Here is a 22,223-nt window from a genome sequence, read left to right on the forward strand (position 1 = left end):
GCGCTCCCCTCGCTCAGCGAAGCTTCGGGTCGAGGGCGTCGCGCACCGCGTCGCCCAGCATGATGAAGGCCAGCACCGTGACGGAGAGCGCCGCGGCCGGGAAGAACAGCACGTACGGCGCCGTGCGGATCACCTTCTGGGCGGAGGAGATGTCGATGCCCCAGGAGATGGTCGGGTCCTGGAGGCCGATGCCGAGGAAGCTCAGCGTCGCCTCGGTGGCGATGTAGCCGCCGAGCGCGATGGTGGCGACCACGATCACCGGGGCGATCGCGTTCGGCAGGATGTGCCGGAACATCAGCCGCCCGGTCCCGGAGCCGAGCGCCCGGCCGGCCACCACGTAGTCGGACTGCTTGACGGTCAGCACCGCGCCGCGCATGACGCGGGCGATCTGGGTCCAGCCGAGCACGCCCAGGGCGATGACCACGCTCCACACCGTGCGGGTGGCGAAGGCGTTCAGCAGCACCAGGGCGCCGAGCAGCAGCGGGATGCCGAAGAAGATGTCGATGATCCGGGAGATCACCGCGTCGACGCCGCCGCCGAAGTACCCGGCGACCATGCCGGTCAGCCCGCCCAGCACGGTGACCGCGGCGGTGACGAAGATGCCGACGGTGATCGAGGCGCGGGCGCCGTAGACGACCCGGGCGAAGATCGAGCGGCCCTGTGCGTCGTAGCCGAACCAGCCGGCCCCGAACACGTCGCCCCAGTCGGGCCGGCGCAGGTAGTCGTGCACCAGGTCGGCCTTGCGCGGGTCGGCGTCGGTGAAGGCGTACGGGAAGACCGCCATCACCACCAGCAGCAGGATCAGGACCGCCGAGATCAGGAAGATCGGCCGCCGGCGCAGGTCCCGCCAGGCGTCGCCCCAGAGGCTGCGGGCCTCCTCCCGCTTCTCCACGTCGGGTTCGACCAGGGTCTCCCGCTCGACCGACATGCCCTGCTCGCCCGCGTAGTCCAGGCGCGAGACCCCGGGCTTGGGATGTGGTTTGGCGGAGTCCTCGTCGTGGATGTCAGGCATAGCGGATCCTCGGGTCCAGGACCGCGTAGAGCAGGTCGACGAGCAGGCTGGCGACCAGGTAGACGATCACCAGGACGGTCACGATGCCGACCACGGTGGGTCCTTCCTTCGTGTTGATCGCCCGGTACAGGACGTTGCCGATGCCCTGCACGTTGAAGATGCCCTCGGTGACGATCGCGCCGCCCATCAGCGCGCCCAGGTCGGTGCCGAGGAAGGTGACCACCGGGATCAGCGAGTTGCGCAGCAGGTGCCGGACCACGATGGTGCGCCGGGGCAGGCCCTTGGCGACGGCGGTGCGCATGTAGTCGGCCCGCAGGTTCTCGCCGATCGAGGTGCGGGTCAGCCGGGCCACGTAGGCGAGCGAGAGCGATCCCAACACGACGGCCGGCAGCACGAGTTGGGAGAGGTCGTAGCTGTCCTGGACGGTCGGGGTGACCCAGCCGAGATTGGTGGCGAAGATCGTCTGGGCGATGTACGCCAGCACGAAGACCGGGATCGAGATCACCACCAGGGTCATGACGAGCACCAGGGTGTCCTGGACGCTGCCGCGCCGCAGCCCGGAGACCAGGCCGAGGGCGAGACCGAGGACCATCTCGAACACGAAGGCCAGCAGCGCCAGCCGGATGGTGACCGGGAAGGCGCCGGCCATGATGTCCGAGACCGGGCGGCCGGTGAAGCTGGTGCCGAAGTCGCCCTGGAACAGGTTCCCCATGTAGTGCAGGTACTGCTTCCAGACCGGCTGGTCCAGGAAGTACTTGTGCTTGATGCTGGCCACCACGGCCGGGTCGGCCGCTTTCTCCCCGAACAGCGCCGTCACCGGGTCACCCGGCAGCGTGTAGACCATCAGGAAGATCAGCAGCGTGGTGCCGAAGAACACCGGGATCATCTGCAGCACCCGCCGCAGCACGTAACTGCCCATCCGAGCCTCCTTCCAGGGCGGAACCGGCCGGGTCGGCCGGCGGAGAGGACCGGGCCCCGCCCTCCGTGCGGGGAGGACGGGGCCGGCGTGGGGGGCGGGTCAGCCCTTGACCTCGACCTGGGTCCAGGCCGGGTTGCCGAAGGAGTCGAACTTCACGTTCTGCACCTTGTTCGAGTAGCCCGAGTTGGTGCGGTAGTACCAGAGCGGGATGGCCGGCATGCCGCTCGGCAGCACGGCCTCGGCCTGCTGGTAGCCCGTCACCGTGTCGGCGACGCTGGCGGCCTCGTCGGCCTTGGTGGCCGCGTCGTCGAACTGCGGGTTGCTGTAGCCGAAGTCGTTGGAGGCCGCGCCGGTGCGGTAGACGTCGGACAGGAAGTTGGCGTTCAGCGGGTAGTCCTGCACCCAGCCGGTGCGGAAGGCGCCGTTGAGCTGGTGGGAGGTGATCGCCGCGCGGGCGGTCTTGAAGTCGGGCTTCGGGTCGCCCAGGCAGTCCACGCCGGTGCTCTGCCGGATCGAGTTGCAGACGGCGTCGACCCACTCCTTGTGGCCGCCGTCCGCGTTGTAGGTGATCAGCAGCTTGTTGCCGGGGACGCCGCCGCCCTCCTGGATCAGCTGCTTGGCCTTGGTCGCGTCGAACTTGCAGAAGTCGCCGCAGGCGCCGTCCTTGTAGCCCTCGACGCCTTCGGCGACCCAGGCGGTGGCCGGCTTGCGGGAGCCCTGGAGCACGGTCTTGGTGATGGTGTCGCGGTCGATCGCCATCGACAGCCCCTGGCGCACCTTGGCCTTGTCCGGCGAGGACCAGTCGCCCTGGTAGAGCGTGAAGCCGATGTTCTGGATCGCGCCCTGCGGGGCGTCGATCGCCCGGTCGCCGAGGTCGTTCTTGTACGTCGCCAGCGCGGACGGCGGGACCTGGTCCATCACGTCGAGGTTGCTGGACTGGAGGTCCGCGTAGGCGGCCTCGGACGTGGTGTACATCTTGAAGACGATGCCGCCGTTCTTCGGCTTGTCCACGCCCTGGTAGTCCGGGAAGGTCTTGGTGACCACCTCGGTGTTGTGCGACCAACTGACGAACTGGTACGGGCCGTTGCCCACCGGCTTCTGCCCGAACCCGGTCGGGTCCTTGAAGAAGGCGTCCGGCAGCGGCGAGAAGGCGATGTAACCGAGCTTGTACTCGAAGTACGAGACCTTGTGGCTCAGTTTGACGGTGAAGTGCAGGTCGTCGGTGACGGTCAGCCCGGACATCTTGTCCACGGTCGGCTTGCCGGAGGCCGGGTGGATGTCCTGGTAGCCCTCGATGTCGGAGAACCAGGAGCTGTTGATCTGGGCGTTGGCCGGGTTGGCGCCCCAGTTCCAGGCGTCCACGAAGTTCTTGGCGTGCACCGGGGTGCCGTCGTGGAACTTCCAGCCGTCCTTCAGCGTGACGTTGAAGGTCTGCGAGTCGCTGGTGTCGATCTTGTCCGCGACCTGCATCCGGATCTTGGCGGTGCTCGGGTCGTAGTCCACCAGGCCCTTGAAGAGGTTCTGGATGATGCGACCGCCGCCGACCTCGTTCGCGTTGGCGGGCTGCAGCGGGTTCTGCGGCTCGCTGCTCTGGTAGCTGAAGGTCTTGCCGGCGTCCGACGAGCTGCTACCGCCACCTCCGCCGCCACTGCTGCACCCGGTGGCCACCAGGACCACGGACGTCGCAGCGGCGAGCACCAGGCGAGCACGGGCGGCTACGGGCATGGAGGTCCCTCCTCAGGGGTGTGTGTCGCATCACACCCCATGAGATGCGCGCCCCGGCGACGGCGCGAGTCGGGAGCACCCGGACGGGTGCCGTGACCTCCCGCCGAGTTGACGCGGCGCCGGGAACACCGGACCGTCGCCGAACCGGGCCGACACGGCGTCGGAAACGCCGGAAGGGCCCGTGGCCGGAGCCACGGGCCCTTCCGGGTGCGTACGGGACGTCAGGCCGCGGCCGACTCCCGGACCTCGGCGAAGTGGCAGGCCGACTCGTGGGCGGCCGGGCCCTCCAGCGTGGTCGGGATCGCCAGCAGCGGGACCTCCACCGAGCAGCGCTCCTCCGCCTTCCAGCAGCGGGTGCGGAAGCGGCAGCCGGACGGCGGGTTGGCCGGCGAGGGGATGTCCCCGGTGAGGATGATCCGCTCGCGGTTCTCGCGCGCCGCCGGGTCCGGCACCGGCACCGCCGAGAGCAGCGCCTGGGTGTACGGGTGGGTGGCGTTCTCGTAGATCTGCTCGTCGGAGCCGATCTCGACCATCTTGCCCAGGTACATCACGCCGACGCGGTCGGAGATGTGCCGGACGATGGAGAGGTCGTGCGCGATGAACATGTACGACAGGCCGAACTCGCCCTGCAGCTGCTCCAGCAGGTTGATCACCTGCGCCTGGACGGACACGTCCAGGGCCGAGACCGGCTCGTCGCAGATGATGATCTCCGGCTTGAGCGCGAGGCCGCGGGCGATGCCGATGCGCTGGCGCTGACCGCCGGAGAACTGGTGCGGGTACCGGTTGATGTACTCCGGGTTCAGACCCACGACGTCCAGCAGGTCCTGGACGGCCTTGCGGCGGTCGCCCTTGGGCGCCACCTCGGGGTGGATCTCGAAGGGCTCACCGATGATGTCGCCGACCGTCATGCGCGGGTTCAGCGAGGTGTACGGGTCCTGGAACACCATCTGGATGTTGCGCCGGACGGCCTTGAGCGCCGCGCCGCCCAGGGTGGAGATGTCCTCGCCCTTGAACAGCACCTGGCCGGAGGTGGCCCGCTCCAGGTTCATCAGCACCTTGGCCAGCGTGGACTTGCCACAGCCGGACTCGCCGACGATGCCGAGCGTCTCGCCCTTCTTCAGCTCGAAGCTGATGCCGTCGACGGCCTTGACCGCGCCGACCTGCTTCTTGAAGAGGACGCCCTGGGTCAGCGGGTAGTGCTTGACCAGGTCCTTGACCTCCAGGATGTTCTCAGCCATGGAGGGTCTCCTTCCAAAGGTGGCACGCGCTGCGGCGGCCGGTGAGCTCCGTGCCGTCCTCGTCGGTCACGTGGTGCAGCGCCGGGGTCTCCGTGCGGCACAGGTCGGTGGCGACGTCGCAGCGGGGGTTGAACGCGCAGCCGGCCGGAACCTTGAGCAGGTTCGGAGGCAGGCCCTTGATCGCGTACAGCTCCTGGCCCTTCTGGTCCAGGCGCGGGATCGAGCGGAGCAGGCCCTTGGTGTACGGGTGCGCGGGCTTCGCGTACAGGTCGTGCACCGGGGCGGTCTCGACGATCCGGCCCGCGTACATCACGGCGATCTTGTCCGCGACGTCGGCGACCACGCCGAGGTCGTGGGTGATCAGGATCAAGCCCATGTTGTACTCGGCCTGGAGCTCCGCCAGCAGGTCCATCACCTGGGCCTGGACGGTGACGTCCAGGGCGGTGGTGGGCTCGTCGGCGATGATCAGGTCGGGCTGCAGCGACAGCGCCATGGCGATCATGATGCGCTGGCGCATGCCGCCGGAGAACTGGTGCGGGTAGTCGTTCACGCGCTGCTTGGCAGCGGGGATGCGCACCCGGTCCATCAGCTCGATGGCCTTGGCCTTCGCCTCGGCCTTGGAGGCGCCCTGGTGCACCCGGTACATCTCGCCGAGCTGGTAGCCCACGCTGAGCACGGGGTTGAGCGCGGACAGCGCGTCCTGGAAGATCATCGCGATCTTCCGGCCGCGGATCTTGCGCCGCTCCTCGTTGCTCATCTTGAGCATGTCCCGGCCGCGGAACAGGATCTCGCCCTGGGTCACCTTGCCCGGGGGCATGTCCAGGATGCCCATGATGGTCTGGGCCGTCACGGACTTGCCGGAGCCGGACTCGCCGAGCACGGCGAGGGTCTCGCCGGCCGCGACGGAGTAGTTGACTCCGTTCACGGCCTTGGCGATGCCGTCCCGGGTGTGGAACTCCACGTGGAGGTCCTTGACCTCCAGGAGCGGGGTTCCGACTTCGAGACGATCGTTCTTCTGGCTGTTGTTCTCGATCACGGTGGTCATCGGGTCGTCACCTCTTCTCTCAGCGGAGCTTCGGGTCGAGGGCGTCGCGCACCGCGTCGCCGAGCATGATGAAGGCCAGCACGGTGAGGCTCAGCATGCCTGCCGGGAAGAACAGCGCGAACGGCGCCGTACGGATCACCTTCTGGGCCGAGTTGATGTCGATGCCCCAGGAGATGGTCGGGTCCTGCAGACCGATGCCGAGGAAGCTCAGCGTCGCCTCGGTGGCGATGTAGCCGCCGAGCGCGATGGTCGCGACCACGATCACCGGAGCGATCGCGTTCGGCAGGATGTGCTTGAACAGGATCCGGGTGGTGCCCGCGCCGAGCGCCTTGGCCGCGGTCACGAAGTCGGACTGCTTGACCGTGATCACCGAACCGCGCATGACACGGGTCATCTGGGTCCAGCCCAGGGCGACCAGCGCGAAGACCACGCTCCACACGGTGCGCGAGGTGAAGGCGTTGAGGATCACCAGCGAGCCGAGCAGCAGCGGGATGCCGAAGAAGATGTCGGTGACGCGGGAGATGATCGTGTCGACCCAGCCGCCGAAGTAGCCGGCGAGCATACCGGTGATGCCGCCGAGGATCGTCACGCCGAAGGTGACGCAGATGCCGACCACGACCGAGGCGCGGGCGCCGTAGATGACGCGGGCGTAGATGCTGCGGCCCTGGAGGTCGTAACCGAACCAGTCCGCCTGGAACAGGTTCCCGTAGTTCGGCTTCGTCAGGTAGTGGTTGCGCAGGTCGCCGGCCCGCGGGTCCACCGAGGTGAACAGGCTCGGGGCGATCGCGATCACGATCAGCAGCAGGATGAGCAGCGCGGAGATCACGAAGATCGGCTTGCGACGCAGGTCGTGCCACGCGTCGGAGCCGAGGCTGCGGGCCTTCTCCGGCTTGGCGACCGCGGCGATCGCGGTCTGGGCCGGGATCTTCTCGGCCGTCTTCTTCTCGGTCAGATCAGGCATAACGGATCCTCGGGTCCAGGACCGCGTAAAGCAGGTCGACGATCAGGCCGGCGGCGAGGTAGACGAGCACCAGGAAGGCGACGAAACCGGAGACGGTCGCGCCCTCCTTCATGTTGATCGCCTGGTAGAGGGCGTGGCCGACACCCTTGACGTTGAAGATGCCTTCGGTGACGATCGCGCCGCCCATGAGGGCGCCCAGGTCGGTACCGAGGAAGGTGACCACCGGGATCATCGAGTTGCGCAGCAGGTGAGTGCCGATCACCTTCCGGCGCGGCAGGCCCTTGGCCACCGCGGTCCGGACGTAGTCGGCCTTGATGTTCTCGGCTATGGAGGTACGGGTGAGACGCGCGACGTACGCCAGCGAGAGCGAGCCGAGCACGATGGCCGGCAGCGTCAGCTGAGTGAGGTCGTTGCTGTCCTGAACGGTCGGGGTCACCCACTTGAGGTTCTGCCCGAAGATCGTCTGGAAGACGAAGCCCAGCACCGGGACCGGGATCGAGATCAGCAGCAGGGTGAGGACCAGCGCGCCCTTGTCGAACGCCTTGCCGCGGCGCAGGCCGGCGAACAGGCCGATGCCGATGCCGAGCACGATCTCGATGACGAACGCGAACAGCGCCAGCCGGACCGTGACCGGCAGCGCCTCGGTGATCTTGTCGAGCACCGGTCGGCCGTCCAGGGAAGTCCCGAAGTCACCGGTGAGCAGCTTCCCCATGTAGGTGAAGTACTGCTGCAGCAGCGGCTGGTCGAGTCCCTGCTGGTGCTTCAGGGCTGCGAGCTGCACCGGGTCCGGCGCCTTGTCGCCCCACAGTGCTGCCAGCGGGTCGCCGGGCAGCAAGTGCACCATGAAAAAGATGAGTGCGGTCGTTCCGAGGAACACCGGGATCATCTGGAGCAGTCGCCTCGCGACAAAGCGCCCCATCGTGCCTCCATGTATGACTCTGCCGGGCCCGTCAACCCGGCAAGAGATAAGTCGGCGTGCCAACGGCCGGTGCCAGTCCCCGCCCTTGTGGGGATGGGACGGGCACCGGCCGTTGTCACCGGGTCAGGCGGTGCCGACCGATTACTTCTTCTTCTTGACCTCGACGTCGGTGTAGACCGGGTCGCCGAAGGAGTTGAACTTCACGTTCTGAACGTTGTTGGAGTAGCCGGAGTTGGTCTTGTAGTACCAGAGCGGGATCTGCGGCATGTCCTTGGCCAGAACGGCCTCGGCCTGCTGGTACAGCTCCGCGGTCTTCTCGACCGTGGTGGCGGCGTCGGCCTCGTGCGCCAGCTTGTCGAACTCGGGGCTGGAGTAGCTGCCGTCGTTCGCCGCGGCACCGGTGCCGTAGACGTCACGCAGGAAGTTGGCGTTCAGCGGGTAGTCCTGCACCCAGCCGGTACGCATCATGCTGGTGACCTGCTTCTTCGTGATGATGTCACGAGAGGTCTTGAAGTCCGGCTTCGGGTCACCGAGGCACTCGACGCCGGTGGCCTGGCGGATGGAGTTGCAGACCGCGTCCACCCACTCCTTGTGACCACCGTCGGAGTTGTAGAGGATGGTGATCTTGTTGCCGGGGACGCCGCCGCCCTCGGTGATGAGCTGCTTGGCCTTGGCCGGGTCGTACTTGCACGCGTCGCCGCAGGTGCCGGCCTTGTAGCCCATGACGCCGGGCGCCACGAACGAGTCGGCGGGCTGACGGCTGTTGTTCAGCACGGTCTTGGTGATGGTGTCGCGGTCGATCGCCATCGACAGGCCCTGGCGGACCTTGGCCTTGTCCGCGCCCTGCCACTCGGGCTGGTACATCGCGAACGAGATGTTCTGGATCGCGCCCTGCGGGGAGTCGACGGCGCGCTTGCCCAGGTCGTCCTTGTACTTCGGCAGGTCGGTCGAGTCGACCTGGTCCAGGACGTCCAGGGTGTCGGACATCAGGTCCTTGTACGCGGCCTCGGGGGCGGTGTAGTTGCGGAAGACGATCCCGCCGTTCTTCGCCTTGTTGATGCCGGTGTACTTGTCGTACGCCTTCAGCGTGACGGCCTTGTTGTGCTCCCACGAGACGAACTGGTAGGGGCCGTTGCCGACCGGCTTCTCGCCGTAGCCCTTCGGGTCCGCGAAGAACCCGGTGGGCAGCGGGAAGAACGCCGAGTAGCCCAGCTTGTACGTGAAGTACGAGACGGGGGCGGTCAGTTCGATGGTGAAGTGGGTGTCGTCGACGACCTTGAGGCCGGCCATCTCCTTGGCGGTCGGGTCGCCCTTGTCCGGGTGGACGGCGTCGTAGCCGACGATGTCCGAGAACCAGTCGGAGTTGATCTGGCTGTTGGCCGGGTTGGCGGACCAGTTCCAGGAGTCCACGAAGGACTTGGAGGTGACCGGGGTGCCGTCGTGGAAGGTCCAGCCGGACTTCAGCGTGACGGTGTAGTTCTTCGCGTCGGTGGTCTCGATCTTGTCGGCCACCTGGTTGCGCAGCGCACCGGTCGCGGGGTCGTAGTCGACGAGGCCCGTGAAGAGCTGCTTGACGATACGGCCGCCCTGGTTCTCCATGGCGTTGGCCGGCTGCAGCGGGCGCTGCGGCTCCGCGCTCTGGTAGCTGAAGACGCCCGCCGGGTCAACCGCGGCACTGTCCGAGCTCCCGCCGGAGGAGTCGCTGCTGCCGCTGCTGCTACAAGCAGTCGCGGCGAGCGCGACAGCAACAGCTGCGACAACCCACTTGGCCTGGCTCACACCACGCATCGGTGTGCCTCCTGAATTCGACGATTGCGACGAGGAAGGCACCGCGGAACGGTGGTAACCGGACCCGCAATGCCGTCCGCGCTCGTGGTTTCGGCGCGCACCCCTGCGCGTTCACCCTTGACCCGAGCCTGACTGCACCCACTATCCGTCACGCACGGACACGAAAGTGACCAGTGACGATCTCAATTAGGTCACATGAACAGTCGGTAAGTTTCGAAAACCGGACATTTGAGACATAGCCAGACAGGCACCAAACGGACAGTCGTCACGGATGACGAACTGTCACGTTCGCTCAGCGGACACCTGGGTGTGATGAGCGCTATTCGGTTAATAGCGGCCCCGACAACTTGGAGTAGTTGAAAAAGTTCGCCCCCCTCTCCATTGGAAAGGGGGGCGAAGCATTCCGGCCAAAGGCCGATCAAGCCGTCCGGATCACGCCTTCTTGGCGCGCGAGGCGGTGCGGCCGCGGTCCTTCTGGTCGAGCACGACCTTGCGGATGCGAACCGTCTCCGGAGTCACCTCGATGCACTCGTCCTCGCGGCAGAACTCCAGCGACTGCTCCAGCGAGAGCTTGCGCGGCGGGACGATCGACTCGGCCACGTCGGCGTTCGACGACCGCATGTTGGTGAGCTTCTTCTCCTTGGTGATGTTCACGTCCATGTCGTCGGAGCGCGAGTTCTCACCGACGATCATGCCCTCGTACACCTCGGTGCCCGGCTCGCAGAAGAGCACGCCGCGCTCCTGCAGGTTGGTCATCGCGAAGGCGGTGACCACACCGGCCCGGTCGGCGACCAGCGAGCCGTTGTTGCGGGTGGTCAGCGTGCCGAACCACGGCTCGTGGCCCTCGTGGATCGAGTGGGCGATGCCGGTGCCGCGGGTGTTGGTGAGGAACTCGGTGCGGAAGCCGATCAGGCCGCGGGACGGCACGACGAACTCCATCCGGACCCAGCCCGAGCCGTGGTTGGACATGTTGTCCATCCGGCCCTTGCGGATGCCCATGAGCTGGGTGACGGCACCCATGTGCTCCTCGGGCACGTCCACCGTGAGGCGCTCGACCGGCTCGTGGGTCTTGCCGTTGACCTCCTTGGTGACCACCTGCGGCTTGCCGACGGTCAGCTCGAAGCCCTCGCGGCGCATGGTCTCGATCAGGATGGCCAGCGCCAGCTCACCGCGGCCCTGCACCTCCCAGGCGTCCGGACGCTCGGTGTCCAGCACGCGCAGCGAGACGTTACCGATCAGCTCGCGGTCCAGGCGGTCCTTCACCTGACGGGCGGTGACCTTGCGGTCCACCTTGGCGCCGGACTTGGCGTCCGCGCCCTTGCCGCTACCGCCACGGCCGACCAGCGGCGAGGTGTTGGTGCCGATGGTCATCGAGATGGCCGGCTCGTCCACCGTGATCAGCGGCAGCGCGATCGGGTTCTCCGGGTCGGCCAGGGTCTCGCCGATCATGATGTCGCCGATGCCGGCGACGGCGCAGATGTCACCGGGGCCCGCCACCTCGGCCGGCTTGCGGGTGAGCGCCTCGGTCATCAGCAGCTCGGAGATGCGGACGTTGGAGATCGAGCCGTCGCGCTTGATCCAGGCCACGGTCTGGCCCTTGCGCAGCTCGCCCTGCTCGACGCGCAGCAGCGCGATGCGGCCGAGGAAGTTGTCGGCGTCCAGGTTGGTGACGTGGGCCTGGAGCGGCGCGTCCTCGTCGTAGCTGGGGGCCGGCACGTGCTCCAGCAGGGTGGAGAAGAACGGCTCCAGGCTGGTGCTGTCGGCCGGGACGGTGCCGTTCTCCGGCTTGGTCAGCGAGGCGACGCCGTCACGGGCACAGGCGTAGACGATCGGGAACTCGATCTGGTCCTCGTCCGCGTCCAGGTCCAGGAACAGGTCGTAGGTCTCGTTGATGACCTCGTCGATCCGGGAGTCCGGGCGGTCCGTCTTGTTGATGCACAGGATGACGGGCAGGCGGGCCGAGAGCGCCTTGCGGAGCACGAAGCGGGTCTGCGGCAGCGGGCCCTCGGAGGCGTCGACCAGCAGGACGACCGCGTCCACCATCGACAGGCCGCGCTCCACCTCGCCACCGAAGTCGGCGTGGCCCGGGGTGTCGATGATGTTGATGGTGATCGGCGCGCCACCATCCTTCGGGTGGTACTTGACCGCCGTGTTCTTCGCGAGAATGGTGATGCCCTTCTCGCGCTCCAGGTCGTTCGAGTCCATCATGCGGTCGTCGAGGTGCTGGTGGGCGGCGAAGGCGCCGGCCTGCTTCAGCATGGCGTCGACCAGGGTCGTCTTTCCGTGGTCGACGTGGGCGACGATGGCGACGTTACGGATGTCGTTGCGCGTGGGCATGCCTAGCGGATTCTCCCGGAATCGTGGGTTACGGCGGGCCCGGCCGCGAGACGCGCACTTGCGGCCCTCGGCCGCTGCCACTCGTTCCGCCTGCTACTACCGGTCCACCCGCCGGGCATCTGGACATGCCTCGGCTTTTCCCTATGGTACGGGGAAGCGCCCAAGGGGGCAGAAACGAGCAGGTCGGGCGGGACCAAGATCACAGGCGGGTCACACCCTCTTCCCCCGGCGGTCGCGTTCCGACCCCCCTCCGTTCGTGATCCGACACCTTCGAGCCGGGCGGGGCGTCTAACGCTTCCAGCCCAGGTCCTGGAACCGCGGCCACCCGAACCCGAACACCCCGGCCCCGACCACCCCGGCCCGCACCCCGACCAGCTCCGGCCGCTGGTACAGCGGCACCGAGTGCCCGAGCTCCCAGATCCGTACGTCCGCCTCCTGCAGCAGGTCCAGCCGGGCCGCCGGATCGAGTTCGGCGGCCGCCCGGTCGAACAGCCGGTCGATCTCCTCGGTGCCGCTGCGGCCGTAGTTCCGGCCTGAGTCGAGCGCCCCGTCGGCGTCCGGCCGGGGCTTGGCGTACACGGCGCGCTGCTCGGCGGCCGGGCTGGGGCCGGCCGGCCAGGAGAAGAGCGCCAGGTCGTAGTCCCCGGCGGCCAGGTGGTCCTGGACGAAGGTGTCGGCGGGCGCGGTCTGCGGCTTCACCGCGATGCCGTAGCGGGCGAGGTCGGCGGCGAGCGCGTCGGCGGTGCGCCGGGCGGTCGCGGAGCCGGCCGGGAGGAGCAGGCCCAGGGTGAGTTCCCTGCCGTCCTTGACCCGGGTGGTGCCGCTCGCCAGCTTCCAGCCGGCCTCGTCCAGCAGCCGCGCCGGGTCGTCCGGCCCGATCGCGGCGCTGTCGTCCCGGTAGCCCTCCTGGTCGGCGGCGAGCAGGTGGCTGCCGAGCGGGGCGCCGGGCAGCCCGAGCGGGCCGAGCGCGGCCCGGGCGATCCGCCCCCGGTCGAGCGCCCGGGCCACCGCCCGCCGTACGCCCGGTTCGGTGAGCGGCCCGCGCTCGCCGTTGAGGGTGAGCTGGGTGAGCGAGGCGGCGGCCGCCCGGTGGACGGCGACCCCGGGCAGCGACTCGGCCCGCCGTAGCGCCGCCTCGGGCGCGGCGGCGGGCGGAGCGGCGGGCGGAGCGGCGGCGGGCGAGCGCTCGGCCGGCGAAGGGGACGGCGAAGGGGACGACGAGGGAGACGACGTCGCGACCGGCTCCGCCCGGTCCACCGCCGCGGTGAGCGGGGCGATGTCCAGCCGCCCCCGGTCCAGCGCGTCCAGCCGCCGCTCGGGCGGCGCGGCCAGGAAGTCGATCCGGTCGGTCTTCGGCAGGTCCCCCCACCAGAGCGGGTTGCGCTGCACGGTGACCCGCCCGTCCTCGGCGTCGTACCGGGTGACGGTGTACGGCCCGGCGCTCAGGTGCCCGGTGCCGGCCAGCGCCCGGTTGAAGGCCTCCGGCGTGGCCGTCTCCGCGGCCGGGTAGAGCGGCCCGAACAGCGCCCGCCACTCGGCGTAGGGCCGCCGGAAGGTCACCTTGACCTCGTGCGGGTCACCGCCCTGGGTGACCGAGTCGATGGCGTCGTACCCGGCGGCCCGCCTGCCCCGGTAGGCCGGGTCCAGCCCGGACAGGGCGGCCCGCTGGGCGGTGAGGTCGGCGGCCGTCAGCGGGGTGCCGTCGCTCCAGACGGCGTGCGGGTTGAGCCGGTAGGTGACCACCTGGGGCTGCTGCCCGGGCGGGGTGGACTCGGCGCCGACCAGGTAGTCCGGGTCGGGGACGAGCCGACCGTGCTCGTCGGGCCGGAACAGCGAGGGGTAGAGCGCGTGGGCGAGCAGCGCCGAGTCGGTGCCGGCGCCGCGCTGGTAGACGTTGAGCGTGGCCGGGACGCCGTCCAGCGCCCAGTGCAGCGTGCCGCCGTCCTGGACGGCGTCGCGGTCGGCGGGCCGGACGTCCCCGGTGGTGGCGGTGGGGTCGGCCGAGGCGGGTGCGGCCGAGGGGCCGCGGACCGGGTCGTCGGAGCAGCCGCCGAGAGCGGCGGCGAGCAGCAGCGCGACGGCTGCGGCGGTGAGCTGGCGGACGCGCATGGCGGACATCGAACGCCGCCCGCCCGCCCGGGCCCGCGCCGACACGACGTCCCGCCGGGCGACTGCACCCGGACGGCCCAGCGCCGGACCCGGTTACAGCGCCAGCTCGAACCAGACGATCTTGCCCTTGGGCGTGCGCCGACTGCCCCAGCGCTCGGCCAGCAGGCTGACCAGCTGCAGGCCTCGGCCGCCCTCGTCGGTCTCCTGCGCGCGCCGCTGCCGGGGCTGGGCGTAGCCGTCGTCCCAGACCTCGCAGACCATGCTGCGGTCGCGCAGCAGCCGCAGCCGGATCTCGCCCCGCCCGTGCTTGAGCGCGTTCGTGACCAGCTCGCTGACCAGCAGCTCGGTGGTGTCGACCAGTTCCTCCAGCCCCCGGGCGAGCAGCCAGCTGCAGGCCAGTTCGCGGGCCTTGGCGACGGAGGTGGGCTCGGGCGGCAGGAACCAGTTGCCGACGGCGTCCTCGGGGAAGGCGTGCACCTTGGCCATCAGCAGCGCGATGTCGTCCTCGCCGTGGTGCGGGTCGAGTTCGCCGAGGACGTGGTCGCAGAGGTCCTCCAGCCCCTTGCCGCGGTCGGCGAGCGCGGCCCGGAAGGCGCGCAGGCCCTCGTCCAGCTGGTGCTTGCGGCTCTCCACCAGGCCGTCGGTGTAGAGGCCGAGCACGGCGCCGTCCGGGAGGGTCAGTTCGACCTCCTCGAAGGGCTCGCCGCCGACGCCGAGCGGCAGGCCGGGCGGCACGTCGAGCATCCGGGCGGGCTCGCCGGGGCTGAGCAGGACGGGCGGCAGGTGGCCGGCGTTGGCGAACACGCAGCGGCGGGTGACGGCGTCGTAGACGGCGTAGACGCAGGTGGCCAGGTAGACCTCGCGGGCCTCCTCGTCGGCCGTCGAGGTGAGCCGGCCGTACGGGGCGGGCGGGCCGGCCGGGACGGAGTCGTCGCCGAGGCCGCGGGCGATCTCGTCCAGCGCGCCGAGCACCTCGGCCGGGTCGAGGTCGAGCATGGCCAGGGTCCGTACCGCGGTGCGCAGTTGGCCCATGGCGACGGCGGCGCGCAGGCCGCGGCCCATCACGTCGCCGATGACCAGGGCGGTGCGGTTGCCGGGCAGCGGGATGACGTCGAACCAGTCGCCGCCGACCTCGGTGTTGTTGTTGCTGGGCAGGTAGCGGCAGGCGATCTCCAGGCCGCTGGCGGCCGGGTTGCCCGGGGGCAGCAGGCTGCGCTGGAGGATCAGCGCCCGCTCGTGCTCGCGCCGGTAGAGCCGGGCGTTGTCGATGCAGACGGCGGCGCGGGCGACGAGTTCCTCGGCGATCGCCACGTCGCGGGCGTCGAAGGGCTCGCTGCCGATCGCCCGGGAGAGCTGGACGAGGCCGAGGACCTGGTCGCGGGCGACCAGCGGGACGATCAGGGTGGAGCGCAGCAGCGGGTCGCGGCCGGGCTCGGGGACGACGCTGCGGCCGGTGCGCAGCGCCCGGGCGTGCGGGGAGCGGCGCGGGTAGCAGAGGGTGCCGCCGGCTTCGGCGATCGGCAGGCCGGTGACGGAGCCGAGCACCGAGGAGGCCCCGCCGATCACGCTGGAGACGGCGACCCGGCGCAGTTCGCCGCTGCCGTCGGTGAGCACGGTGTCGCCGAGCCGGCCGGCGCTGGGGACGGTCTCGCCGGAGAGCAGCGCGGTGTAGAGGTCGACGGTGGCGAGGTCGCAGAACGGCGGGACGACGACGTCCAGGAGTTCCTTGGCGGTGGTCTCCAGGTCGAGGGTGGAGCCGATGTGCGCGCTGGCCTCGTTGAGCAGGGCGAGGTTGCGGCGCACGCCGTCGGCCTCGCGCTCGGCGACGTGCCGGCTGGTGACGTCGGAGACCTGCCCGGCGACGCCCATCGGCTGCCCGGCCGCGCCGTTGAGCCGGTACAGCGAGACGGCCCAGAGCCGGTTGCCCTCGCGGGTCGGGACGGCGCTGTGGAAGCGCAGGTCGAAGACGGGTTCGCCGGTGGCGAGGACCTTGCGCAGGGCGGCGCTGAGCCGGTCGGCCTCGGACGGCGGGAAGAGGTCGTGCGGAGTGAGGCCCTCGAGGTCGGTGGGGACGAGGCCCATCCCGGAGGCGAAGGCGTCGTTGACCCGCTGCAGCCGCAGCCGGTCGTCGAAGAGTACGAAGCCGGTGGGCGTCTGGCCGAAGACGGCCTCGGAGGCGGCGAGGTCGGTCTCGATCCGGCGCAGTCGGCCGAGGTCGACGGCCAGACAGGTGGCGCCCGCGGTGGGCAGGGCGCTGTCGGGCATCAGGTAGAGCTCGGCGAGGCCCTCGCCGCCGACGGCGTCCCGGTAGGGGGTGGTGCCGACCCACTCCTCGCCGGCCAGGGTGCGCTCCAGCCGGGCGCGGCCGCGCTGCCAGAGTTCGCGGGGGACGAAGGTGGTGATCGGGTCCGAGCCGACGGCTTCGGCGGCGGTGACCCCGAAGAACTCGGCGGCGCGCTCGCTCCACTGGCTGATCCGCCCGTCGGGGCCGATCGCGAAGGTGGCGACCCGGATGTAGTCGTAGATCGAGCCCGGGTCCCCGGCGCCCCAGGGCCTGGGTTCGGCCGTGGGGCGGGCGCCCCGGTAGCCGGACCGGTCCGGGCCCGCGGCGCCGACGGCCGGCGGGGCCGCCGGTGCGGGCAGGTGCGGGGACCCGACCTGCCCGGGCACAGCGGCATGACCGCTGCTGCTCGGCGCGTTCCGCGCCGGAGTGCTGTTCAACGGACCGACCCCTCCAACCCGCGACCGTCCGGATGTCGAGAAGACCGAGTATTCATCATCGAGGGGTGCGTTCACACGCCCTCAACATCACAACATCAGATCGGGCGAAGGTTTTTGTCCTACCGCCCGCGCAACCACAATGCCACGCCCGCGCCCCCTTCCGGGGCGCGCGCTCCCCCTGGGCGCCCGATGGCATATGCGGCACCGTTCTCCTGCGGCTCTACTCGCGTCACTCTGCCGGGTCACTACCCGGCAGCGCGAGCTCGAACCAGACCACCTTGCCGATCCCCTCGGCCCGGGCGCCCCAGTGCAGCGCCAGCCGGTGGACCAGCTCCAGACCCCGGCCGCCCTCGTCGGCCTCGGCCGCGTGGCGCTCCCGGGGCGGGTCCGGCAGCGGGTCGGAGATCTCGACCAGCAGCGTCTCGCCGAGCGTCAGCCGCACCCCGATCGGGGCACTGGCGTACCGGACGGCGTTCGTGACCAGCTCGCTGACCAGCAGCTCGGCGGTGTCGGTGAGGTCCTCGACGCCCCACTCGGCGAGCGTGGCGCGGACCAGCCGGCGGGCCCGGGAGACGGCGGTGGGTTCGGCGGGCAGGGTCCAGCCGGCCGTCGGGGTGCCGGCCTGGCCGTGCCCGAGCCGGGCCAGCAGCAGGGCGACGTCGTCCGGCTCGCGGCCCTGCTCCATGGTGTCGAGCACCGCCTCGCAGGCGGCCTGGATGGAGGCGTGCGGGTCCTGGAGCACGGTGACCAGCCGGCCGAGGCCGACGTCGAGGTCCTTGTCCCGGGACTCCACCAGGCCGTCGGTGCACAGCGCGAGCAGGCTGCCCTCGGGGATCTTCAGTTCGACCGATTCGAACGGAACTCCGCCCACGCCGAGCGGGGCGCCGGAGGGCAGGTCGAGGATCCGGCCGACCCCGCCGGGCAGCGGGCCGCCGGTGCGGGTCGGCTCGGTGGCCTCCTCGCCGGGCACCACCAGCACCGGCGGGATGTGCCCGGCCTTGGCCACCGTCAGCATCGCCGTGCCCGGGTCGAAGACGGCGTAGACGCAGGTGGCCAGCAGCGCCTCGTCCGGGCCCTGGGCGAGGTCGTCGGCCAGCTCGTGGACGTGCCGCAGCAGGACGTCCGGTGGCAGGTCGAGCGCGGCCAGCACCCGGACCGCGGTGCGCAGCCGGCCCATGGTGGCGGCGGCCCGCAGGCCGTGGCCCATCACGTCGCCGACCACCAGCGCGGTGCGGTCGCCGGGCAGCGGGATGACGTCGAACCAGTCGCCGCCGACCTCGGTGCCGCTGCTGCCGGGCACGTACCGGTAGGCGACCTCGACACCGGTGGGCTGCGGGACCTGCTGCGGGAGCAGGGTGCGCTGGAGGGTGAGCGCGGCGGTGCGCTCGCGGGCGTACAGCCGGGCGTTGTCCAGCGAGCTGCCGGCCCGGTCGGCGAGTTCGACGGTGAAGGCGAGGTCGTCGCGGTCGAAGCCCTCGCGGTAGCCGGCCCGGCTGACCAGCAGCAGGCCGATCACGATGCCGCGGGCGCGCAGCGGGACGACCAGCATCGAGTGGACGCCGAGGTCGTGGGCGGCCTGCATCTTGGGGTCGCCGGGGTAGGTGACGTCGTCCAACTGGTCCGCGCCGGAAAGCAGTTCGGGCACGCCGGTGCGCAGCACCCGGCCGCAGGCGGAGTCCTCGGCGAAGGTGATCCGGGCGCCGCGCCGGAGCATCACCTCGACCTCGGGGCCGTCCTGGACGGAAGCGGTGCCGAGCTGGAGCAGCGAGGTGCGCCGGTCGTGGCCGTGCCGGGGCAGGTCGTCGCCGTGGGCGACGGCCTGGAGCAGGATCACCGCGGAGTGGTCGGTCAGCCGGGGGACGACGGAGCTGGCGAGTTCCTGGGCGATCCGGGCGGCGTCGAGCAGGTCGCCGACCCGGGAGCCGAACTCGTTGAGCAGCGAGAGCCGGCGCCGGGCGTGCTCGACCTTGGCCACCGCGCGGTAGCGCTCGGTCACGTCCATCACGGTGCCGGAGATGCCGAGCACCCGGCCGGACCGGTCGGTCATCCGGCTGTAGGAGATCGAGCGGTAGCCGGCCCGGGTGGTGACCGGGGAGGCGAGGGTGACGTCGATGACCGGCTCGCCGGTGGCCAGCACCTGGCGCTGGATCGCGGTGATCTCGTCGGCGGCCCGCTCGGGCAGGGTCTCGCCGGTGGTGCGGCCGACGTGGTCCTCCAGGGCGACGCCGTTCATCTCGGCCAGGGTCTGGTTGACGGCGGTGTAGCGCAGGTCGGTGTCCAGGATGGCGATGCCCAGCGGGGACTGTTCGAACAGCGCGTCGCGCACCGCGAGGTCCCGCTCGACGGCCCGTACGCCGGCCGCCTCGGCGAGGTTGACCTGCAGGAACGGGGTGCCGTCGCCGTCCACCAGCAGGGAGATCCGGGCGTCCACGGCGACCGGCACGCCGTCCCGGTCGCGCAGTTCGGCGTTGCCCGCCCAGCGGCCGTTCCGCAGGGTGTCCTGGACGGCGGCCCGGATCCGGGCGACCTGCTCCTGGTCCGGGATCAGTTCCTCGATCCGGCGGCCGACCAGCAGCTCGCTCGGCCAGCCGAGCAGCTCCTCGGCGGCCGGGCTCCACAACACCACCCGGCCCGCGGTGTCCAGGATCGCGATGGCGACCTTGAGCATGTCCAGCAGGCTGCCGTCGGGGGGCGCGCCCAGGCCCTGCCGGGCGTCGGCCGGCCCGCCGGGGAACGGCCGGCCGGGGCGACTGCGCAGGCCGGGCTGGACACCGGCCTCGGGGACGGCCAGGGTCGGCGCCGGCTGGACGGGCTGCGGCGCGGCACCCGGGACGGCGGGGCCGCCGCGCCGACGGCCGGACGGCGGCTGCGGGGCGGCCGGACGGGCGGCGCGGCGCAGCCGGGCGCGGGCGGCGGCGGTGCCCGCCCGCCGCGCTCCCCCGCCGCCGTTCCCGGTTGTCGACACCGACGGGGCCTCCGGCTCTGGTCGGGATCGGCGTCGCCGGCTGGGACGGCTCACCGACTGGTGACGAATAGTGCCGAAAAGTGACATACCCAGCAGAACCCAGGCTATCCCGGCCGCCGGGTCGTCTTGTCCGATTGACCTATCCGGCGGCTTGCGCGTCGCCCGCCGTCGCGAGCAGCGCCGCGACCTGCGGAAGCACCTCGCGGTCGTGGCCGATCCAGTCCACCGACTCCAGCTCCGCCGGGCCCAGCCAGCGCAGTTCGTCGTGGTCCGCCAGCGCGCTCGGCTCGCCGGCCAGCAACTCGGCGGCCCAGAACCGCAGCTCCAGCCCCGGGCGCACGGTCCACTCGCCGGGCAGCCGCCGCAGCGCCCGCGCCCGTACGCCCAGTTCCTCCCGCAGTTCGCGCTCCAGCGCCTGCGCCTCGGTCTCGCCGGGCTCGGCCTTGCCGCCGGGGAACTCCCAGCGCCCGGCGACCGCCGCGGGCGAGTTGCGGCGGGCGGCGAGCACCCGGCCGCCGCGGATCAGCACCCCGCCGACGACGATCCGGAGCGGGGTCTCGGTGGTGGTCTCGCCGGTCTGGTCCATGCCCCGACCTTAGGGCCTGTCCTAGGGGGCCGGATCCGGCCCCTGGGACTCGACCCAGTAGAGCTGCTTGTGGCCGCGCGCCTCGAACTCGGCCGCCAGGCGGTGCGCCTCGGCCTCGGGCAGGTCCGCGGCGACCAGGAAGCGGTTGCCGTTGTCGTCCTGTCGCATCACCCGGAAGGTGCTCATGCCGGGAGGGTACCGGGGCGCGCGCCCGGTGTCCCCGGCCGGCGTGGGGGTCGGGCCGGGGACACCGGGGTGACCCTACGGGCCGTTCGCTACCGTCAGGTACGGGCGGGGTTAACGCCGGGTAACCCGGCGGCCGGGCGGCTCAGACCCGGAGGTCGGGCACCTGCTCGCCGGTGGACAGGCCGAGCGAGCGCCGGACGTCCACGCTGAGCGGAGTGCTCTTGGCGACCAGCGCGCGGGCCCGGCGAAGGTCCCCCGCCAGGTCGCTGCCGGTGGCCGCGGCGTCCCAGGCGGCGGCTGCCTGGGACTGGGTCTCGGCCAGCTTGTCGATCTTCGGCTGGACGTCGGTCGGCCACTCGGCGGTCGGCCGGCGCAGCGCGGCGGCCTCGGCCCGGGAGGCGGTGGCCATCCTCCGGGCCCAGGAGCGGTACTCGGCCTCGGCGACGGCCACGTCCTTGGCCGGCGCGTCCACGTAGGCCGTGTTGAAGCCCCGGACGGCCTCCAGGTAGGCCAGCTGAACCGAGGTCAGGCTGCGGCGGTCGGTGCGGACCGTCCCCAGGTGTTGGTCCTCGCGGTCCTCGAAGGCGCAGGTGACGTACCGTTCGCCGACCGCCCAGTTGCCGGCGCTCGGGTAGAGGTAGACGTCGTCCATGCCGTCCGGGACGGCCCACTGGTCCAGCGCGTAGTCGTCGAGCACCGTGCGGCACAGCATGGCGGCCCGCTCGCGCACGACGGCCGCGCCCGGGTAGGGGCCCCCGCTGTCGGGGACCTTCGCGGTGCCGGCCACCTCGCCGTTGTGCCGCTCCGAGCAGGCCACCTGGCGCACCCAGGAGACCGTCTCGTCGCCGTTCTCGTCCGGCTTCCCGCTCACGCCGGAGGAGGTGTAGCAGTCCCCGGCCTTCAGGGCGGACCAGCGGACGGATCCGGCCGGCGGCTTCTGGGCGTACCCGCCGCCGCGCCCGTCCCGCGCGGGACCGAAGTCCCCCGCGCCCAGGGCGAGCGACAGCAGCACCGTGCCCGCCGCCCCGAACACCAGGCCGGTCACCGCCATGCCCCGGCCGCGCTGCCCGCGCCGCCTGATCTGGAACAGCGCGATGACCCCGAACACCAGGGCCACCGGCGAGAGCAGGCTCAGGCCGGTCGCCAGCGAGCCGACGGCGAAGCCGTTGGTGCGCGGCTCCGGCCGGGGGTCGTACGGATTGAGGGGGGTGTGGGGGTACGGCGGGTAGGGGTGGGGCGGCTGGTGCGGGGCCGGGTTCTGCCGCGGCTGCGGGGCCGCGGGCCGGAAGCCGGACTCGGCGGCGGGCGGCACCGAGGCCCAGCCTCCGGCCGGCAGCGGCGGGGGCGGCGGCGGAGGCGGGGCCTGCGACGGCGCCGGGGCGGGCGGGTCGGCCGGCGGGGCCCACGGGTCCCGCGGGTCCGGCGCGCCCTTCGCCCCCGGGAGCTCCGGGGTCTCCGGCGCCTTCAGGGTCTCCGGCGCCTTCAGGGCCTTCGGCGCCGCGCCATCGGGGTCCCCGGGGTTCTCGGGGTTCGCTGCGGCCCCGGTGTCCGGCGCGTCCTCGGTGTCCGGTTCCTTGCGGAAGTCCACCCGCGGGTCCGGCCCCGCGGCGGCGGGCGGCCCGGACTCAGGCTTGGACACGTCGGCTCCCCCGACCCGCCGGAGCGGGCCTCTTACTCGGCGTTTCGGCTCTCGACACCGCCGCTCGGGCCGG

15 protein-coding genes are annotated in these 22,223 nt (G+C 71.3%); all 15 read right to left on the reverse strand.

All coding sequences use genetic code 11. The features are described 5' to 3' along the window. Positions 1 to 13: 13 nt before the first annotated feature. The gene (locus ACZ47G_RS09295; RefSeq protein WP_465740808.1) at positions 14 to 1,012 is read right to left on the reverse strand and encodes an ABC transporter permease; all 999 of its coding nucleotides are present in this window, start codon (positions 1,010 to 1,012) and stop codon (positions 14 to 16) included. Further along, positions 1,005 to 1,931, reverse strand: a complete 927-nt coding sequence (locus ACZ47G_RS09300) for an ABC transporter permease (protein ID WP_465740809.1) — start codon at positions 1,929 to 1,931, stop codon at positions 1,005 to 1,007. The genes ACZ47G_RS09295 and ACZ47G_RS09300 overlap by 8 nt, the downstream gene beginning before the upstream one ends. Positions 1,932 to 2,030: 99 nt before the next feature. Further along, positions 2,031 to 3,656: a peptide ABC transporter substrate-binding protein gene (locus ACZ47G_RS09305; protein WP_465740810.1), complete on the reverse strand. Its 1,626-nt coding sequence runs from the start codon at positions 3,654 to 3,656 to the stop codon at positions 2,031 to 2,033. A 221-nt stretch (positions 3,657 to 3,877) separates the two neighbouring features. Then, entirely contained in the window at positions 3,878 to 4,894 is a 1,017-nt protein-coding gene (locus ACZ47G_RS09310) for an ABC transporter ATP-binding protein (RefSeq protein ID WP_465740811.1), read from the reverse strand. Beyond that, positions 4,887 to 5,939: an ABC transporter ATP-binding protein gene (locus ACZ47G_RS09315; protein ID WP_465740812.1), complete on the reverse strand. Its 1,053-nt coding sequence runs from the start codon at positions 5,937 to 5,939 to the stop codon at positions 4,887 to 4,889. Before ACZ47G_RS09315 ends, ACZ47G_RS09310 begins: the two co-directional genes overlap by 8 nt. A 19-nt stretch (positions 5,940 to 5,958) precedes the next feature. Continuing rightward, on the reverse strand, positions 5,959 to 6,900 hold the full coding sequence (locus ACZ47G_RS09320) for an ABC transporter permease (RefSeq protein ID WP_465740813.1): 942 nt from the start codon (positions 6,898 to 6,900) through the stop codon (positions 5,959 to 5,961). Next, on the reverse strand, positions 6,893 to 7,819 hold the full coding sequence (locus ACZ47G_RS09325) for an ABC transporter permease (RefSeq protein ID WP_465740814.1): 927 nt from the start codon (positions 7,817 to 7,819) through the stop codon (positions 6,893 to 6,895). The genes ACZ47G_RS09320 and ACZ47G_RS09325 overlap by 8 nt, the downstream gene beginning before the upstream one ends. A 141-nt stretch (positions 7,820 to 7,960) precedes the next feature. After that, entirely contained in the window at positions 7,961 to 9,607 is a 1,647-nt protein-coding gene (locus tag ACZ47G_RS09330) for a peptide ABC transporter substrate-binding protein (RefSeq protein ID WP_465740815.1), read from the reverse strand. A 432-nt stretch (positions 9,608 to 10,039) separates the two neighbouring features. After that, positions 10,040 to 11,944 carry a translational GTPase TypA gene (gene typA / locus ACZ47G_RS09335; RefSeq protein ID WP_380457914.1) on the reverse strand — a complete coding sequence of 635 codons (1,905 nt, stop codon included), beginning with the start codon at positions 11,942 to 11,944 and terminating at the stop codon, positions 10,040 to 10,042. A gap of 288 nt (positions 11,945 to 12,232) precedes the next feature. Then, the gene (locus ACZ47G_RS09340) at positions 12,233 to 14,053 is read right to left on the reverse strand and encodes an ABC transporter family substrate-binding protein (RefSeq protein WP_465740816.1); all 1,821 of its coding nucleotides are present in this window, start codon (positions 14,051 to 14,053) and stop codon (positions 12,233 to 12,235) included. 93 nt (positions 14,054 to 14,146) lie between these two features. Beyond that, positions 14,147 to 16,774: a SpoIIE family protein phosphatase gene (locus ACZ47G_RS09345; protein WP_465740817.1), complete on the reverse strand. Its 2,628-nt coding sequence runs from the start codon at positions 16,772 to 16,774 to the stop codon at positions 14,147 to 14,149. A gap of 229 nt (positions 16,775 to 17,003) precedes the next feature. Continuing rightward, the gene (locus ACZ47G_RS09350) at positions 17,004 to 19,739 is read right to left on the reverse strand and encodes a SpoIIE family protein phosphatase (protein ID WP_465740818.1); all 2,736 of its coding nucleotides are present in this window, start codon (positions 19,737 to 19,739) and stop codon (positions 17,004 to 17,006) included. 139 nt (positions 19,740 to 19,878) lie between these two features. Beyond that, the gene (locus ACZ47G_RS09355; protein WP_465740819.1) at positions 19,879 to 20,325 is read right to left on the reverse strand and encodes a (deoxy)nucleoside triphosphate pyrophosphohydrolase; all 447 of its coding nucleotides are present in this window, start codon (positions 20,323 to 20,325) and stop codon (positions 19,879 to 19,881) included. Between the two features lie 21 nt (positions 20,326 to 20,346). After that, positions 20,347 to 20,511 (reverse strand): SPOR domain-containing protein, encoded by a 165-nt coding sequence (locus ACZ47G_RS09360; protein WP_465740820.1) that lies wholly within the window; start codon positions 20,509 to 20,511, stop codon positions 20,347 to 20,349. Positions 20,512 to 20,653: 142 nt separating this feature from the next. Then, complete coding sequence (locus tag ACZ47G_RS09365) at positions 20,654 to 22,150, reverse strand: DUF4190 domain-containing protein (RefSeq protein ID WP_465740821.1); 1,497 nt, start codon at positions 22,148 to 22,150, stop codon at positions 20,654 to 20,656. Positions 22,151 to 22,223: the final 73 nt, after the last annotated feature.

Source organism: Kitasatospora sp. NPDC030952, from assembly GCF_055571335.1.